General features: G+C 66.6%; 10 protein-coding genes. 5 read left to right on the plus strand and 5 right to left on the minus strand.

The features are described 5' to 3' along the window. From D7W82_RS07010 to D7W82_RS07020, 3 genes are all read left to right on the plus strand, one after another. A complete protein-coding gene (locus D7W82_RS07010) occupies positions 1 to 3,216 on the plus strand; it encodes a type I restriction endonuclease subunit R (protein WP_120617582.1) in 3,216 nt (1,071 codons plus the stop codon). Positions 3,217 to 3,609: 393 nt separating this feature from the next. Beyond that, positions 3,610 to 4,248: a DUF6310 domain-containing protein gene (locus D7W82_RS07015; RefSeq protein ID WP_370450944.1), complete on the plus strand. Its 639-nt coding sequence runs from the start codon at positions 3,610 to 3,612 to the stop codon at positions 4,246 to 4,248. Then, positions 4,245 to 5,000 carry a DUF5953 family protein gene (locus D7W82_RS07020; protein WP_120617583.1) on the plus strand — a complete coding sequence of 252 codons (756 nt, stop codon included), beginning with the start codon at positions 4,245 to 4,247 and terminating at the stop codon, positions 4,998 to 5,000. The genes D7W82_RS07015 and D7W82_RS07020 overlap by 4 nt, the downstream gene beginning before the upstream one ends. Before the next feature lie 44 nt (positions 5,001 to 5,044). Here the strand turns inward: D7W82_RS07020 and D7W82_RS07025 are convergent, their stop codons facing one another. The 5 genes from D7W82_RS07025 to D7W82_RS07045 form a co-directional block, all read right to left on the minus strand. Then, a complete protein-coding gene (locus D7W82_RS07025; RefSeq protein ID WP_120617584.1) occupies positions 5,045 to 6,493 on the minus strand; it encodes an NAD(P)/FAD-dependent oxidoreductase in 1,449 nt (482 codons plus the stop codon). Positions 6,494 to 6,619: 126 nt separating this feature from the next. Then, a complete protein-coding gene (locus D7W82_RS07030) occupies positions 6,620 to 8,200 on the minus strand; it encodes a DUF1501 domain-containing protein (protein WP_199727696.1) in 1,581 nt (526 codons plus the stop codon). A gap of 11 nt (positions 8,201 to 8,211) precedes the next feature. Then, the gene (locus tag D7W82_RS07035) at positions 8,212 to 9,258 is read right to left on the minus strand and encodes a hypothetical protein (protein WP_120617585.1); all 1,047 of its coding nucleotides are present in this window, start codon (positions 9,256 to 9,258) and stop codon (positions 8,212 to 8,214) included. Continuing rightward, the gene (locus D7W82_RS07040; protein ID WP_120617586.1) at positions 9,258 to 11,096 is read right to left on the minus strand and encodes a hypothetical protein; all 1,839 of its coding nucleotides are present in this window, start codon (positions 11,094 to 11,096) and stop codon (positions 9,258 to 9,260) included. Before D7W82_RS07040 ends, D7W82_RS07035 begins: the two co-directional genes overlap by 1 nt. A 366-nt stretch (positions 11,097 to 11,462) precedes the next feature. Continuing rightward, positions 11,463 to 14,372, minus strand: a complete 2,910-nt coding sequence (locus tag D7W82_RS07045; RefSeq protein WP_120617587.1) for a hypothetical protein — start codon at positions 14,370 to 14,372, stop codon at positions 11,463 to 11,465. A gap of 238 nt (positions 14,373 to 14,610) precedes the next feature. Here D7W82_RS07045 and D7W82_RS07050 point away from each other — a divergent pair, with 238 nt between their 5' ends. Next, positions 14,611 to 15,231: a hypothetical protein gene (locus tag D7W82_RS07050; protein ID WP_120617588.1), complete on the plus strand. Its 621-nt coding sequence runs from the start codon at positions 14,611 to 14,613 to the stop codon at positions 15,229 to 15,231. A 63-nt stretch (positions 15,232 to 15,294) separates the two neighbouring features. Next, positions 15,295 to 16,935, plus strand: a complete 1,641-nt coding sequence (locus D7W82_RS07055; RefSeq protein WP_120617589.1) for a hypothetical protein — start codon at positions 15,295 to 15,297, stop codon at positions 16,933 to 16,935. Positions 16,936 to 16,937: the final 2 nt, after the last annotated feature.

Genomic DNA, 16,937 nt, shown 5'->3' on the forward strand with positions numbered 1-16,937 from the left:
ATGAGCCCGAACCTCACCGAGTCCATCGCCGAGGAGGAAGCGCTCCGCTACTTCGAGGAACTGGGCTACTCGATTCTGGTCGCCCAGAAGAACGCTCCCACAAACCGGGAGAGTTTCGGCGAGGTTATCCTCACGGCCCATCTCCGAGGCGCAATCGCTAAGCTGAATCCTGGTCTCCCACCGGACGCCCATGACGAGGCGTTCCGGAAGGTGCTGGTCCAGGAGCATCCTGGCTTGGTCCAGGAGAATCGTCGTAACCACCGACTCCTTGTCGATGGCGTCGAGGTCGAGTACCTCCAGGACGGCCGGGTCGTCGGCGACAAGGCTCGGCTGATCGACTTCGAGATTCCGGAGAATAACGACTGGCTGGTACTCAGCCAGTATACGGTGATCGAGGCTGGGCATAACCGCCGCCCTGACATTACTGTCTTCCTGAACGGACTCCCGATCGCAGTCATCGAACTGAAGAACGCTGCCGACGAGGACGCCACTATCTGGACGGCTTTCCACCAGCTCCAAACCTACAAGAAGGACATCCCGTCGCTGTTCCGATTCAACGAGGTCCTAGTCGTCAGCGACGGTCTCGAAGCTCGGATCGGCTCTCTGACGGCGAACCGAGAGCGGTTCGCGCCCTGGCGGACCATCGAAGGCGAAGACCTCGCCCCGACGACAATGCTGGGCCTTGAGGTCCTCATCCGAGGCATCTTCGAGCAACGGCGACTCCTGGATTTCATCCGGCACTTCGTCGCATTCGAGGAAGACGGCGCCGAAATCATCAAGAAGCTTGCTGGCTACCATCAATTCCATGCCGTGCAACGGGCTGTCGAAGCGACCGTGCAAGCAGTCCGCCCCGATGGAGATCGTCGCGTAGGCGTCATCTGGCACACGCAGGGCTCCGGAAAGAGCCTGACGATGGCCTTCTACGCGGGGAAGGTGATCCTGCATCCGGCCATGGAGAACCCGACCCTGGTCGTACTAACGGACCGGAACGATCTCGACGACCAGCTCTTCGCGACCTTCAGCCGCTGCCACGAGTTGCTCCGACAGAAGCCGGTCCAGGCGGAGGACCGAGCCGACCTCCGGGAGAAACTGAAAGTCGCCAGCGGCGGCGTGGTCTTCACGACGGTGCAGAAGTTCGCCCCCGAGGAGAAGGGTGACCGCTTCCCGCTGCTCTCGGACCGCCGGAACATCATCGTGGTTGCGGACGAGGCGCACCGCAGCCAGTACGACTTCATCGACGGCTTCGCCCGGCACCTGCGGGACGCGCTGCCGCACGCCAGCTTCATCGGCTTTACTGGCACTCCCATCGAGACCACGGACAAGAACACCCGTGCGGTCTTCGGTGAGTACATCAGCGTCTACGACATCCAGCGGGCCGTCGAGGACGGCGCCACGGTGCCCATCTACTACGAGGGCCGGCTCGCCAGGCTGGAGCTGCTGGATTCGGAGCGACCGCGCATCGACTCCGAGTTCGAGGAGGTCACGGAGGGCGAGGAGGATGTCCGCCGGGAGCGGCTCAAGAGCAGGTGGGCCCAGCTCGAAGCCATCGTTGGTACGGAGAAGCGGCTCGGGGTCATCGCCAGGGATCTGGTGCAGCACCTGGAGCGGCGCCTGGAGGCCATGGACGGCAAGGCCATGGTGGTCTGCATGAGCCGGCGGATTTGCGTAGAGCTGTACCGCGAGCTGGTCCGGCTACGGCCCGAATGGCACAGCGACGACGACGAGAAAGGCGCCATCAAGGTCGTCATGACAGGCTCTGCCTCCGACCCGCTGGAATGGCAGCCACACATCCGCGGCAAGAGCCGCCGCGAGGCCCTGGCAAAGCGATTCAAGACCCCGAAGGACGAGTTGAAGCTGGTCCTGGTCAGGGACATGTGGCTGACCGGGTTCGACGCCCCCTGCGTCCACACCATGTACGTCGACAAGCCGATGCGCGGCCACGGCCTCATGCAGGCCATTGCCCGGGTGAACCGCGTCTTCAAGAACAAGCCCGGCGGCCTGGTGGTGGACTACCTGGGGCTTGCCGATCAGCTCAAGTCCGCGCTAGCCACGTACACGGAAGCCGGTGGCAAGGGCGGCACGGCCATCGACCAGAATGAGGCCGTGGCGGCGATGCTGGCCCGCTTCGAGGTCTGCCAGGCCATGTTCCACGGGCTCGACTACCGACAGGCGGTCGGCGACCCGAAGCGGCTTCTGAACTTCCTGCCAACGGCGCAGGAGCACATCCTGAAGCAGGAGGAGGGCAAGGACCGCTTCGTCCAGACAGTCACGGAGCTGAGCCGGGCCTTCGCACTCGCGGTACCTCATGAGGATGCACTGAAGGTCCGGGACGAGGTGGCCTTCTTCCAGGCCGTGAAGGCGGCACTCGTCAAACGGACAGCGGTAGATGCACGGCCCGAGGAGGACCTCGATCAAGCCATCCGGCAGATCGTTAGCCGGGCGGTCGCCGCCAGCGAGGAGGTCATCGACATCTTCGCGGCTGCCGGCCTGAAGAAGCCGGATATCAGCATCCTCTCGGACGAGTTCCTTGCCGAAGTCCGGGGACTGCCGCAGCGGAACGTCGCCCTGGAGCTGCTTCGAAAGCTCCTCAACGACGAGCTGAAGCGCCGGTCCAGGACGAACCTGGTCCAGTCACGAACCTTCTCGGAGATGCTGGAGCGTGCCGTCCGGTCGTACCGGAATCGGGCCATCGAAACCGCGCAGGTCATCGAGGAGTTGATCAAGCTCGCCGAGGAGATGCGCGAGGCGCAGGCCCGGGGAGAGAAGCTCGGACTCTCGAATGATGAACTGGCCTTCTACGAGGCGCTCGGCCTGAACAATGCCGCGCTCCAATTCATGGGCGAGCCGGTGTTGAAGGCCATGGCCCGGGAGCTGACGGAAATCATCCGCAGAAACGTGACCATCGACTGGACGCAGCGGGAGGCGGCCCGGGCGAAGCTCAGAACCCTCGTGAAGCGGTTGCTCCGCAAGTACAAGTACCCGCCGGACCGGCAGGATGCAGCAACGCAGACGGTGATGGAACAGGCTGAGCGGCTCTGTGAAACCTGGGCCGAGGATGGACTCCTGGGGGCGTCGGCGACTCCGCCCCCGGGCGCCTCTGCCAGTGTGATTCAACTACCGGCGCAGGTGTATCAGCACGAGCCAGCGAAGCCACTGATGGCCGCTGAGCCTGACCCGAAACTGGATGTCCCACCGAAGCCCCGCCGCCGTCATTAGCTGGTGGGCTCCATCCAGCAGCAACGCGCAGCACGCGGAGGTGCGGCGCGTCACGTGATCAGGATGGGCCATTCCTGACCTGTAGCTCCCTCCCGTAGTGGAAAGGCCGTGGTCATGCGTTCCAGGGCTTGCATCGCGCTTCTGCTCTTTCTTTCTGCCTGTGCTTCGTCAACGCCCTCTCCCAACGAGCGGGGAACGCGGAGCCAGCGACTTGCCAACCTCCAGCGAGCGGCGACGCTGCCGTGGACGGACGGGGGACGGTGCGTCGTCCGTGAGGCGTCGCAACCTTGGCCCGCGCTGGTGGAGAGGTGCTATCGGGCCCTCGACCGTGACCGGCTTGAGTTCCACGACACCACGGGAAGATGCACGGTCGCCTCCGCTGATGCCGCTGCCGTGGGAATCGGGTTCTGCGTGCTGGCGGCTCCTGAGATTGCCGTGGGAGCCGTGATTGTGCTTGGCGTGGTGGTGGTCGGCGTCGCCATCAAGGAAGCGTTGGACGCATATGAACTCCGCCACGCCTACCCCGAGGAAGCAGGGACCTCACGGGGAACGAAGGTGGCCTCCCGGGAAGCTGAAGCGCAACGCAAGCCCAAGCTGAAGCCCGAGCCAGCGGGGCAGGACAGGCAGCCTCCCGTGCCGCCTGTGCCCGTGGACCGGACGGGACGCGCCAGCTGCGAACCTGTTCCAGTGCCCCACGCAGGCGAGGACGATCCACACAATGAATGTGCCGACAAGTTCCCACCCAACCGTTATCCCGGGATGGACGTGCTCGTTGGCGGTGTGCGCTTCGATGCGCTGCAAGTCGGCGTGCGCAAACTGTGGGAGATCAAGACCCATCGATTCAATTTGTACAATAGCTTCGTCCGAGGCCAGGAGATCAGAAGAGAAATCGAGCAGCTACGCAAGGAGAGAAAAGCTGCAATGGCATGCGGATATGAATTCATCATCGGGGTGAGCACCGAGGCCCACAGAGAGGCGCTGTTGCAAGAAAATCAATCCCTGAATGTCGTCGTTACGGACTGCAAGCGATGACTACAAGAAAACGCCTCGCCATAATCGTTTACGCGCCCGCGCTTGCGGAAAAAGACCGCCGCGCCATCAATAGTGTTTATGGGATGGAGAGGGCGCTTCCCGGTTTGCGGCTGGAATGGCGGCTGTCCAAGAGCGGGCGCCCTATTTCACTGCCGCAGCGTGACGCATGGGTCATGGAGAAGATTGAAGACGGTGGATTCCCGATGGTGTGTAACGGGGACGAGAGTTACCCCGTAACGGTTTGGGGAACGGAGAACCCTGGTCCCTTCTGCCCAGGTGGTCAGGCCCAGTTCGAGGTGCACGCGGAACTGCCTCTGGACGAGCCTGTTATCGCCTCAGCGGCGGCTGTACTTGAGGGGGTTTCGGAAGGAGCACGGGCACTCTGGGGACGAGCGACACCATACGAAGCCGCGGTGGACATCGCGTATCAGACTGCCCCCACTCTTCAAGGGCCGCCATCCCCGCGCCGGGGGTTGCCCGCCCTGAAGCTCTTCGAGCACATCCGGGCACCCGAGATTCCCTATTACCTTGGGTGGCTGAACTACTGGTCTGCCGCTGCCGCGCAGGCCATCGGCTTTCCGGACCCGACCCGCGACTCCGAACTGCTTTCACGGGCGCGGCGCACGGTATCGGGCGGCTGGGTCGTGCAGCTCACCGACGCGCCGCTCGACCTGGACAACCCCGCCCACCTGAACACCCTCAAGCGGACCTACGAACGCTTTCCGGAGATCGGCGGACGCGCAGCGCCTTGACGCGATTCAGGGGCCTGGGATGCCCCCTCGGAGGCGAGGACGTGCTACCCCGTGGACTTCTGGACCGGGACAGGACTTGGACGCGGAGGCGTGAGAGGGGGAGGCCGTGTCTCGGTATTCGCCAGCCGCTCGAGAGGGCGGAGGAGCGACATGACGCCATGGCCCAACACGGGTAAGGCCACGGAGGGCTGGAGAACCGCCTCCAGCCCCGCGTGCAGGTGCAGTATCCGGTAGAACTGGCGATGGACGTGTGCGTCGGTCGACGTGCGCTCCATCAGCCGCAGGATGTACCAGTGCAGCAAACCCAGCCCGAAGGGCCGCTTCCCGACAGCCTGCGGATACAGCAGGTCCATGCCCGTGCCCAACAGCCACGGGAGCCGGATGACTTCAGGCAGTCGCTCGCGGAAGCGCTGCGCCAGGCCCGAGAGTTCGCCTCGTTCGGCCTGCTCGCGAAGGCAGGTGTCCAGCAGCTCGGCGCCAAGCCCCGCCACCGACATGCCTTGCCCGTAGAGGGGGTTGAAGGCACACGCGGCGTCTCCCAGGATGACCAGCCCCTCGGGAAAGCGGGGCAGCTTCTCGTAGTGCCGCCACCGGCAGTCCTTCACCTTGTGCTGGGAGATGGGCCCTATCGGCGTGGCCTCTTTCAAGTAGTTGTACAGGTCCGGACGCGTCAGTGAGCGCGCGTACTCGAGGAACCCCGCGTACTCGGTGGGCGCGTGCTCCCCGAAGTAGCCATTGAGGGTGACGAGCCACCGGCCTCCCTCGACGTGTGAGATGAAACCCGCGCGCCAGGCCTTGGGAGGACTTGGATAGAGGAAGAGTGCCTTCCATTCCTTCTGGAAGTGGGGCGGCGGCTCGTGCAGGCACGTCGTGTAGGAAAGGTCCACGATGACCTGCTCTTCCTCCGGGCGCGCGTAGCCGATGGCTTCCAACCACTGCGGCATCCGCGAGCCCCGGCCACTGGCATCCACGACGAGGTCCGCCTCCCACGACTCCTCGCCCTGGGGTGTCTTGACCCGGACGCCCGTAATGCGCCCCGTGCCCTTCTCGTCGCAGATGAGCCCTTCGATGGAGCAGCCCTCGCGCACCGCGACGTTGGGCCGCGCCTTCACCCGACGCAGGACGTTCCACTCGAGCAGGGGCCGGGTGCACAGCAGCCCGGGGATGCCGCTGGTGTGGCGCAGCTTCCACACCCCGAAGTGGTGCCAAGCGAGGTCTCCACTTGAGTCGATGAGCTCGGCGCCCTGGACCTGGAGTTGCTCGAACAGGTCCGGGAAGTACTTGTCGAGGATGCGCCGGCCCGTATCCAACAGCACGTGGATGTGCGGCCCTTGCGGAACACCTTTGCGCGCGGCGGGCCCTTCCCCCCGGACATCCCGCTCCACCAGCGTCACCTTGTCGAAGTGGTCCGCGAGCACCCGCGCGCTCAGGAGCCCCGCCATGCTGCCGCCAATGACCACGGCGCTTCCGAATCTGCGTCCAGGGGTTTCCAAGTCCCGAGCCTCCACGGTTTCATGTCGTGGCGCCGCGGCTCAGAGGGGTCCACCTTCCCCAGAGCCGCTCGCCACCGCCGGGGAGATTGCACCTTACCGGTCTGACATGCCCTCTCGGACCCGGGACTACGCCTTCCGGAGCCCCACGACCTCGCCGTAGCCGCCGGGGATGAAGAACTCGTGCGTGTCCATGCCCAGGATGCGCAGCGCGGTCGTCACCGCGTCCGCGGAGCGGGGCACGCGCTTCGAGGCCTGGCCGTTCTCCTCGATGATGTCCACCGGGACACCGAGCCCGCGCGGGGTGTACGAGCCTACCTGCCGGTTCCCCGCCACGTTCCCGCCCGCGAAGCAGATGGACGTGTAGGGGTGGTGATCGTCCGGCAGGTAGTAGCTGCCGTCGCTGCTCCGCGAGGCCCAGCTCCGGCCGAACTCGCTCATCACCAGCACGAGCGTGTCGTCGAGCAGCGTCTTGCCGGGCTTGCCGGGCGCGGGCGCGGCCTTGAGCTCGCCGAGGAAGCGCGCGACGTTGTCCATCATCCCGCGGCCGTGCGCGCAGCTGTAGCCATGGCCCAGGCCGTTGTGCGTGTCGAAGTCCTGCTGCAGCGAGACGTGCACCGAGGTGCAGAGGTCCGCCTTGAGCAGGCGCAGCGCCAGGTCCATGCGCGGGTCGAGCCCCGTGAGGTGGAAGTTCGCGAGGCCGAAGGTGTACGTGAACGACTGGTTGGACAGGTAGCTCGACAGGTACGCGGGGCGGTTCGAGGTCATCATCTCGATGCCCTTCGTCTTCTCCAGCACGGACACGACGTCCGTCGCGAGCACGCGCGACACCGACGACAGCGAGCCGTGCAGCCCCTCCAGGTAGTTGTCCACCTTCGCCGTCGAGCGGTCCAGGAGCTGCTGGGCGCGCGTCAGCGAGAAGCGCTCGATGGCCGTCGTCTTCAGCGTGCCCCCGGTGGGCTTCCCGCGCGCGTCCAGCTCGGGCGCCTCGGTGCGCGCTTCGAGCCCCGTCCACCACGGGTTGTCCGAGGGCTTCGCCGAGAGCATCGGCTTGAGCGCCTCGATGGACGGCACGCGCAGGGGCGAGGCGTGGGAGGGCAGCCCCATGCCCACCGGTATGCCGCGCTCTCCGGTGACGACGACGAAGGGCAGCGGCCGGCTCTCGCGGTACTTCTCGTACAGGTGGTTCGCGATGACCGAGTGCACGGCGGGCGCCCGGTAGTCCGCGCCGGCGACACCGCACATCGCGGAGATGAACGCGCTCGAGTGGTCGTTGGTGCCCTGGTCGATGCCGTGCAGCACGCTGAGCTGATCCGCCAGCGCGAAGTGCGTGTAGCCGTACATGAGCGGGCTGTAGCTGCCGCGCGCGGCCGGGTCGGCGGGGTTCCACGATTGCCACGTCCGCAGCGGCTTGTAGGAGCCGTTCGGAGGCGCGAGGTTCACCAGCTGGCTCGCCTGGAAGAAGACGGGCTCGCCGCTGTGGTTGGAGGGCGTGGGGACGCAGAGCGGGATGTCCGCGTCCTCCATCGGGGTGAAGTAGTACGCCGGCCGGTAGCCGCCGGGGATGTAGAGCACCACGAGGCGCGAAGGGACGTCTACGTCCGCGGCGTGCGCGGTGCTCGAACCGAGGAGCCCCGCGCGATCGAGGAGCGCGAGCTGTCCCGCGCCGAGGGCCCACTTGAGCAGGGTGCGACGAGAGGTGTTCGGCATGGTGTCCTCGCTCAGTAGGTGATCCACATCGGGTGACGGATGAGCGCCGCGCAGACGCCAATCCAGGCGAGGCGCGTGTTCTGCGCCTCCAGCGGCAGGTAGACCTGCTCGTACAGCGCCTGGGCCTCCGCGTCCGAGGGCGGCTGACCGAGCATGCGCAGGGAGAGCGAGCGCAGGTTCTTCTGCACCGCGTCCGGGTTGCTCTTGGAGGTGTCGGCGAGCGTCACGTAGCGCAGCACCGCCGGGTTGTTCTTCTTGTCCACGGCGCGCGCGCACCACGCCTGGGACATCTGCACCAGCGTCTGCGCGGCGGACGGACCGAAGCTCACGTCCCGCTTGCGGTAGAGGAGCGAATTGCCGCCGCCGAGCGCCTCGAAGCGCTCGACGCTGCGCGAGTCGGAGACGTACTCGCCCGAGATGCCGGGGGCCCAGTCCCCGGGCCAGATGAAGAACTTGCCGCCGTTCGCCACGTACGGCTTGTTGCGCCAGTTGGCGTCGGTGGTGCTGACGAAGTCCTCGAGGGTGAGCCCGAGCTGATCCATCAGGCTGATGATCATCTCCTCGGCGGTGAGCCGGCGGACGCTGAACTCCTCCGCCACGGGGGCCTCCAGTTGCGCGGGCGTGGCCGGCAGGTTCCGGATCCAGTCCTCCACCTGCGCGATGGTCAGCGTGACACGGCCGCTGCTGACGAGCTCGTTGTACGGCTGCCCGGGCGGCATCTGGGGATAGCTGCCGGGGGCCACGCCGTTCAGCATCTGGATGAGCATGCTGTTCGCGGGGTCGCCACGCTTCACATACTTCTCGTTGTAGACGAGCCCGTTCTCGAAGGCGGTGAGCGAGGCGAAGAAGGGCTTGTTGCCGGTGAGGTGGCAGCCCTGGCACGCGGGCGCGAGCGCGAGACGGATCTCGTCGTTCTTGCTCACGGCCGCGCAGCTGTCGCCGCCCGGGTCCTCCGCGGAGTCACCGGGAGCGTCCCAGATCTTCCCGTCGCAGCTCACGGCGAGGAGCGCGACCGCGGCCAGCGCGGCGCCCATCAGGGTCGAACGCAACGTGTTCATCACAGGCCCCTCCGCAGCTCGGGCTGTTCGAAGAGGTATCGGATGAAGGGTCTCAGCTGCCGGTCGCCCGCGACGAACTCCCGCGCGAGCTTGTCGATGAAGCCCTTCTCCGTGGCCGGGTTCAGGTCGCGGCCGATGAACAGCGAATACATCTTGCGCGCGACGCAGCGGTCGAACTCGCCGGAGCGCACGACGAGCTTCCCGAAGCCGAGCGGGCCCATGGTGCCGTCGCCGTGCTCGCCGAGCAGCGTGTACGTGTCGGGCATCGTGTCGAGCAGCACCGCCTCGGGGTTGGCCTTCACCTGCTCGGGGGTGACGGGCGTGAGGAGGGTGTTGGGGACGAACGCGTTCTTCCAGCGGTAACCCGGCGAGGTGCCGGTGTACGGGTACTGCCCGGACAGCCACTCCTTGGTGATGCGGTAGCGGCCCACGCCCGGCATGAAGGGCCACGGGACGTAGAAGCTCTGGGCCGGGTTGAAGTCCCAGCGCTTGAAGGAGATGGCCGCGGGGTCGAGCGTCCGGTGGCAGTGCAGGCACGTGCCGCCGGTGCCGGGGTCCACCTCCAGGGGCGGGAAGTGCACGTCCGCGGGCGGTGGCGAGAAGCTCTGGCAGGCGAACATCTCGAGGAAGCGCGCGGCCCGGACGCGCTCGCGCGGGAAGGACGACAGCGAGCCGATCATGGTGAGCACGCCCGCGGTGGGGAGGCCCTGGGGCGCGTCGGTCGTGGTGCGCGGGTCGAAGCGGTAGGTGCGGTCGATGCTGCCGGAGCGCGCCCGGTTCGGGGTGAGCGCGAGGTGGAAGGGCTCCAGGTCCTCGACCACGAACTCGCGCCACGCCTGCGGATCATTCGGCGTGGGGTGCAGCGGGTCGCGCGGCGCGTTGTCCGCGTCGGGACGCCACCACGTGGTGTTCTTGTCCAGCGCGCTGGTGCCCATCTGCCGGCCGAAGCGCACGTACAGCGCGCGCAGCCAGTTGGTGCCGACCGAGTAGTTCCCGAGGATGAGGTCCGAGAGCGGCCGGTCGTGCCACGCGAGGTGCGCGAAGAGGCGCGCGGGCTCCTCGTAGGGGTGCCGGCGCTGCATGCCGAAGTCGTGGTTGCTGTTGCCCTGGAGGCCGGAGAGCGGGCTGCACCACACCAGGTTCGGGCCGCAGCCGCACGCGGGGGGCAGCATGGGGTCGTAGTAGCCGCCGTTCGCGAGGCCGCAGTCGACTGGCTGGCCCTTGCTGTCGGTGACCTGGGTGACGTCGGAGCCGGCCTTGCCGAGCACGGTGACGGTGGTGCCCGGCGCCCACCAGGGCTCCACCTGGTGCACCTCGGGCACGGCGGGGTTGCCGTCGGCGTCCTGGTCCTGGCACTGCCTGGCCGGGTCCTTCGAATCGCCGAACTCGTGCACGGCGTAGTACGCGCCCGCGTGCGCAGTGTTGGCGTTGCACTTGAAGAGGTGGCCGGACATGTCGCCCTGGTAGGCGTCACCCGCCGCGCCGGTGGTGTATGCGCCCACCGCGAGCCACTCGTGGCCGAAGTTCACCATCCGCTCGTAGAACTTCGGCGAGGCGAGCGCGGCCTCGAGCGTGGAGCGCAGGATGGATTCCCGCGCCTCGGGCGTGGTCGCGTCCGCCATCGCCTCGTACTGCTCGACGGTGGGCGTCGTCCCCGTGAGACCGAGGACGACGCGGCGCAAGACCCGCGTGCCGCTCATCTGGTCATTGAGAGGGACGGCGGGGGGAGGTGCTTCGGGGCCACATTGTTGTGCGTGCGCGTCGACTCCGGTGAGTCCGGACGCCGCGAAGAGCACGGCCAGCAGGGCCGCGCGCTTCAGGTGCAAGTGCCAGTGCATATGCACGAACACTATACCGGGCGCATGACTCCAGGAGACAGGAAGCGCGATCCGGGCCCAGAACGTATCCAGCAGTGACACGGTGGCCGCATGGACCTGGGCCCAGGAGCGCAGGCGGTGGAAGTGATGGCCCTCGTCACCCTGAGCGCTGGAGTCGCGACACGCGCGACTGGACACCCCCAGGCCCCGTGCGCCTCAATCCCTCGCCGGAAGCGCAGGAACTGACGCGCATCGGCTGAACTCTCTCACGCGACAACTACCTTGACGTTCACCGCCACCTGTCACCCTGTCTTCAAAGAAGCGCTTGGCTTCATATGAGGGGATGGCTCAGGCCGCGACGCAGAGCCGGCCGCCCCGCACGCGGCACTACACGCGGCGCCCGGCCACGTAGTGGTTGTCACGGACGTGGAGGATGTCGATGGTGACGCCCGCTGCCGGTACGTTCGAGCCGAAGTACTGTGCCGAGAGTTCCCTGAAGTCATACGTGTCGACCCGGTGACCGTGGTGGTCGCGGATGCCCCGCTCCGAGGTATCGACGTAGTGGATCCGCAGGTTCACCCGGGCGGAGAGCACAAGGCCGCGGAAGTCGAGGTCCCCGGCCCACTGCCGGCGGCGGCGCTGGCCCGACTCATAGGCATCGGCGATCAGGCGGAGCGATTCGCTCAGCTCGACGTTCCGGCGGACGGCTTCCATGACGAAGGTCTCCGCGAGGGCGACATGCTCCGCGTAGCGGGGATCGGTATCCCGGAACGCGTAGTCGACCCGCAGCCCGCGTCGCAGCCGGACGCTCGCCCAGGCGTCGAGCCGGATCCGGTCCAGGGCCGTGCTCACGTTGTCGAGCCGGCGCAGGACATCCTGGGACGGCCGCATGTCCCGGAACATCACCGGGGAGATTCCCACGCCACGGCGGATGAGGTTCGCGGTCATCGCGGCGGCGCTCTCGCGATACAGCATCGCCTCCTCCAGCCGGTCGCCCTCGGGAATCTGACCGACGGATTGCGGAGTGCGGCGCTTCACCCCATCCGAGAACGCGTAGTACAGACAGTCGCCGCCGCCCGGGTTGTCGGTGATGACGAAGTTCTGCTGCACGTACATGTCGAAGAGCGCTGACGCCCGCTGCAGCCGGAGCTCGGCCTCGGAGCGGATCCGGCTTTCAGCCTGCTTGGACCACTGCTCCATCTCCTTCAGGTTGTTCTTCGTGCCACCCTTGTCGAGGCTCACGAGAGGTCGCTGACGTGAGCCCCGGCCCCTGCCGGAACCCGTCGAGCCGCCGGACCCCAGGAGCTTCTGCTGCCCGAAGAGCGGACGGTCCAGCGCGATCACCTCGGGGTCGAGCAGGCCGAGCAGGTGATACATCGAGCGGATGCGGCCAATCTTGGTCTCCACGACTTCGCTGTAGGCGCGATCGTCGAGGTTGTTGTTCTTCACCAGGACCAGCCCGTTGTTTCCGGAGAGCGTCTTTCGCGTCGACACCGTGATGGGATTGGAGTCGTCGAAGGCATCGAACCCCTGCTTGGGTGACAACACCTTTGACGGCTCGTTCTGGGTGGCGCGGGTGAACTCCGTCACCCAGTCTCCCGTCTCCACGCTCTTGTCCACCTGGCCTGTGTTGCGGCTCAGGCTGCGGAACCCCAGCTCCACGGCGGCGCACCAGGGACAGGTCTCCTTCGGCCGGTTGCGGTGCTTGCCGGTGTCCTGGAACCCCTCGTAGGGAAAGCACACCAGCACGTCGGCGCCGTCACAGAAGTAGGACGAAGCGGTCATGAGCGCCGCAGGCTCGGCGCAGTTGAGCGAATGCCAGCCGCAGATCCACAGGTCGACGCCGAGCGCGCGCCCCTGGAGGCCAGAGACCGGGTGCGCTTCGATCCGCAGCTTGTCGTGGGTCTTGTTCTGCCGGAACGACACGTAGCTGAGCAGGGCCTGCCGCGCGGGCCTGCGCAACTGGAGCAGGTCCCGGGCGCGATACTCGAGCGCCGCGGTGTTCGTGCGGCCGATCATCACGTCGTAGTTGGTCCAGAGCCCCTTCTTGAACTCCTCCTCCTCGTGCTCTTCCGCCTGGCGCCGCCGGGCGTAGAAGTCCAGCAACTCCAGCTCGGCCTGACGCCGCTCGTGGGTGTCCAGTTGGGACTGCTGGTCCTCGTCGAGCTGGATCTTCCCCTTCCCCTTCCACTTCTTCTTCAGGAACTCGCTGGACTCTTCCTTCAGCTCCTTGCGGAGCTTCTCGATCTCCTCGGGGGACTTGTACTTGTCGGGAGCCTTCTTGGGGACCTCCTGGTCCTCCTTCCAGGTGGGGAGCGCGAGGTGCCGGCAGTACTTGCCGAAGTACTTCTCATCCGGCTCTTCCTGGACGACGCCGGAGAGACCGAGGACGGGCACGTACACCGTCTTGCCCCCTTCCTGGTGCCGCGTCCACGACACGCACAGACACCCCACGGTGGACACGAAGGCCGTGCAGACCGTCCTCCAGTTCTTCTTGAACTCCTCGCTGAGGGGGTGATCCACCGGCGGCTTGAGCAGGCGGGTGAGCGCGCTCGAATCGTCGCCGAGCAGTTTGTAGCGCAGGACCAGCGCGTCGGTGCGCTCCTTCACCTTTTCCCAGAACTGCGACTCCAGCGGGAGGTCGCGGACCCAGTCGCTCGCGGGGAACACCGCGCCAAGCGGGGTGCCGGCCGGGGAGACGACGAAGCCGAGGCTCATCAGCCGGAGCCGCACGGGTTCGTAGTACTGGAACTTGGCCCGGCTCTTCCCCTGGTCCTTCTTCAAGTCTTCGACGGTCACCGACTTGAGCGCCTTCTGGAGGCGACCGGAGGAGACCCTGCCACTCTTGTCCCCTCCAGAGGTGTGCCAGTCGAGCTGCTCGTACAGCGAGGCGCGGCACTCATCGAGGTAGTCCCACTCCTCGTCCAGCATCGATTCGACCACCCGGGTGACGTCGTCATGGAGCGCCTGGGCCTCCTCGGTCTTCGGGAAGGCCTTCACGCCCAGCATCTTGCGCACCAGCTCGGGCGACACCTTCTGCTCATCCAGGCGCGCCTCGTAGGCGTCCAGGTTCTTCAGCGCGACCTTGATGCTCATGCGGACCTGGAGGAACCGCACGAGCTCCAACTGGAACTGCACGAACTCGTCCTGCCGGTAGATCCGGTCCTGCGTGGCCAGGAAGAGCTCCAGGCCATTCTCGTCGACGAAGTCCGGTAACTGGATGCCCGCTTCGCGGGACCACCTCAGCGCGACCTCGGACGTCAGTTCGACCAGACCCGTGTTCAATGCGAGCAGCATCGGCATTGCCCGAGTAGAACCGACGCCTCGGCCCACGCCAAGGACCTGACAGGCGACTCCCCCCTCCAGGCCCGAGCGGATGGGGTCCAACGCTTCTGTCGCCGCAGCCGGGGGAGGCGCCCTGACGCATCAGGCCATCGTCTGTCTTTTGACAAGGCTGTCAGGCGGGTGCTACCCGTAGCTGAAACATGAATCGGGCTTCACCTTCCCCCGTGCGCCCGAACGAGGAGTCACCCCCATGAAGAAGACGCTGTCGTCCGCGATGCTGCTGTGCGCGTTGGGCCTCACGGGTTGTGGGGAGGAGACGACGCAGGAGCCCGTGGACAGCGCGCCCAAGCTGGACAGCCAGTCGAACATCCTGGCCTTCCTGGAGGGCAAGACGCTGGTGATGGAGGGGGACAACATCCCCAGCCACCCGCTGTCGCTGGACGAGGACATCAACTGGGGTTCGGCCAGCCAGTGCTTCCAGAAGGTCACCATTGGCGTGGGCGGCAACAACTTCCACGTCACCAGCATCCCCGGCACCATCCGCGGCTCCGCCGGCGTCGGTCAGGCCGGCAGCACGTGTGATCACGCCGCCGCGCAGAACGCGCTGGTGTTCGACTCCAAGGCGGTCACGCTCTCCAACATCACCGCGGGCGGCAGCTGCTTCGAGATCCTGGTGGACTACGGCAGCTTCAAGCAGGAAGGCCGCGTGAGCATCTCCTCGGACACGAAGAAGATCTCCATGGAGCTCTACTTCGAGGCGAAGGCCACGGGTTGGCGCTGCGCGGACGGCGCGGTGGGCGCCAAGACGGTCAGCGTCTCCGGTGCGGCCTTCACCGGCAACGCGGTGCAGGTCTACGACATCAGCGGCTAGTCGCACGGCGCACGGTGGGCGCTAAACCGCCCTCACGGCAATCCATCAGGGTGAGGTGTCTCTATGTCGGGAGGGTGGTTGGGCGCGGCGCGCCTGGGCGCGGTGGCGCTCGTGCTGGGGCTGGCGCTGCCGGCCGCGGGGCAGAGCCCCACGGTGCCGGGCCTCTATTACGGCGACTGGTTGGATGAGAAGGACCGCGAGGAGGATGCGAAGCCTCGCGAGTTCGTCCTCATCAACTACTTCTTCACCCGGCTGTCGGTGACCAACAGCGTGGGCGACCCCGCGGGCCTCAAGGGCGTGTCGCTGGGGCCCATTGGATCGCTGTCCGGCAGCTCCGTCCGCGTGGAGCCGGGGCGCTCGGCGTTCTACGTGGAGCAGCGCTGGATCCCCGTGCTGGAGTACAGCCCGTCCTTCGCGGACGGGCTGGCGTCCTTCCGCGCCCAGTTCGAGGTGGACTACCTCTGGGGCCGCGCCGCCAATGCCTCGCAGCAGAACGAGGGCGGCGGCTTCAACGCGGACCAGGTCAACCTCCAGACGAAGAACGTCAACGTCGCGGTCTATCCCACGCGCAACCCGGCCCGGCTCACGCTGCTCATCGGCACGCAGCCGGTCTACGACTCCATCTTCGACCCGACGCGCTCGCCGCTCAACGACATCGTCCGCACGGGTTACAAGCTGGCGTTCATTGGCAGCGACGCCACGGGCCTGTCGCTCTACAGCAACTACAAGGGGCTCTCCAAACTGAGCCTCCTGCCCCTGGGCAGCGCCCAGGCGGACAAGGCGACGCGGGACGACCCGCGCCTGAAGTTCGTCTACCTGCTCACCGCGGACTACGCCTACCCCGTGCAGCCCGGGACGAACATCGGCCTGTCCGCCTGGTACCTGCGCGATGACACGAAGGGGGACGCGTATGCCTTCGAAGGCATCGTGAAGAGCGGGCCTTCGTCCACGGGCCTCTCCCCGTTCGTCGGCACGCCGCGCTTCAACATCGAGCGGCCCACGGGCAACGTCTTCTGGCTGGGCGCGAACTTCCACCACAACATCGACTTCCGCGCGGGGCGGCTCGCCGCTTCCGGCTTCGTCATGTACAACGGTGGCAGCTACACGAGCGACCGCGCGGACACCACGTTCAACAAGACGGTGGACATCTCCGGCCTGTCCGCGAACCTGGAGGTGCTCTACCAGTGGGGCCGCGGCCCGGCGGACCTGCTCACCCTGGAGGGCATGTTCACCACCGGCGACAGCAACCTGGATGACGGCCGCTACACGGGCGCCTTCACGCTCAACCAGTACGGCCTGCCCGGCTCGGTGTGGTTCAACCACAAGATGCTGCTGCTGTTCCCCTTCACCAGCACCGTGAACAACTACACGGGCGCGGTGACGGACATCTCCAACCAGGGCTACGGCCTGCGCACCGGCATCGCGAGCGCGGCGTGGGACGTCATCCCCAACACGCTCAACCTCAAGCTGGCCACGGGCCTGGCCAACTCGGGGGCGAGCCCGCCGCGCTGGGATCCGGCCGTGCGGCGGGGGCGGTTCATTGGCGCCGAGGTGAACGCGGAGGTGCGCTACACCATTCGCTACCTCATGACGGTGGGCCTGCACGCCGGCTACCTGTTCCGCGGCGCCTTCTATGACGGCTCCACGACGGTGAAGAACAACCCCTTCGCCGCCTTCACCACCTTCACCTGGTACGCGTTCTGACC

Source organism: Corallococcus sp. CA049B (genome assembly GCF_003611685.1).
GTDB lineage: Bacteria > Myxococcota > Myxococcia > Myxococcales > Myxococcaceae > Corallococcus > Corallococcus coralloides.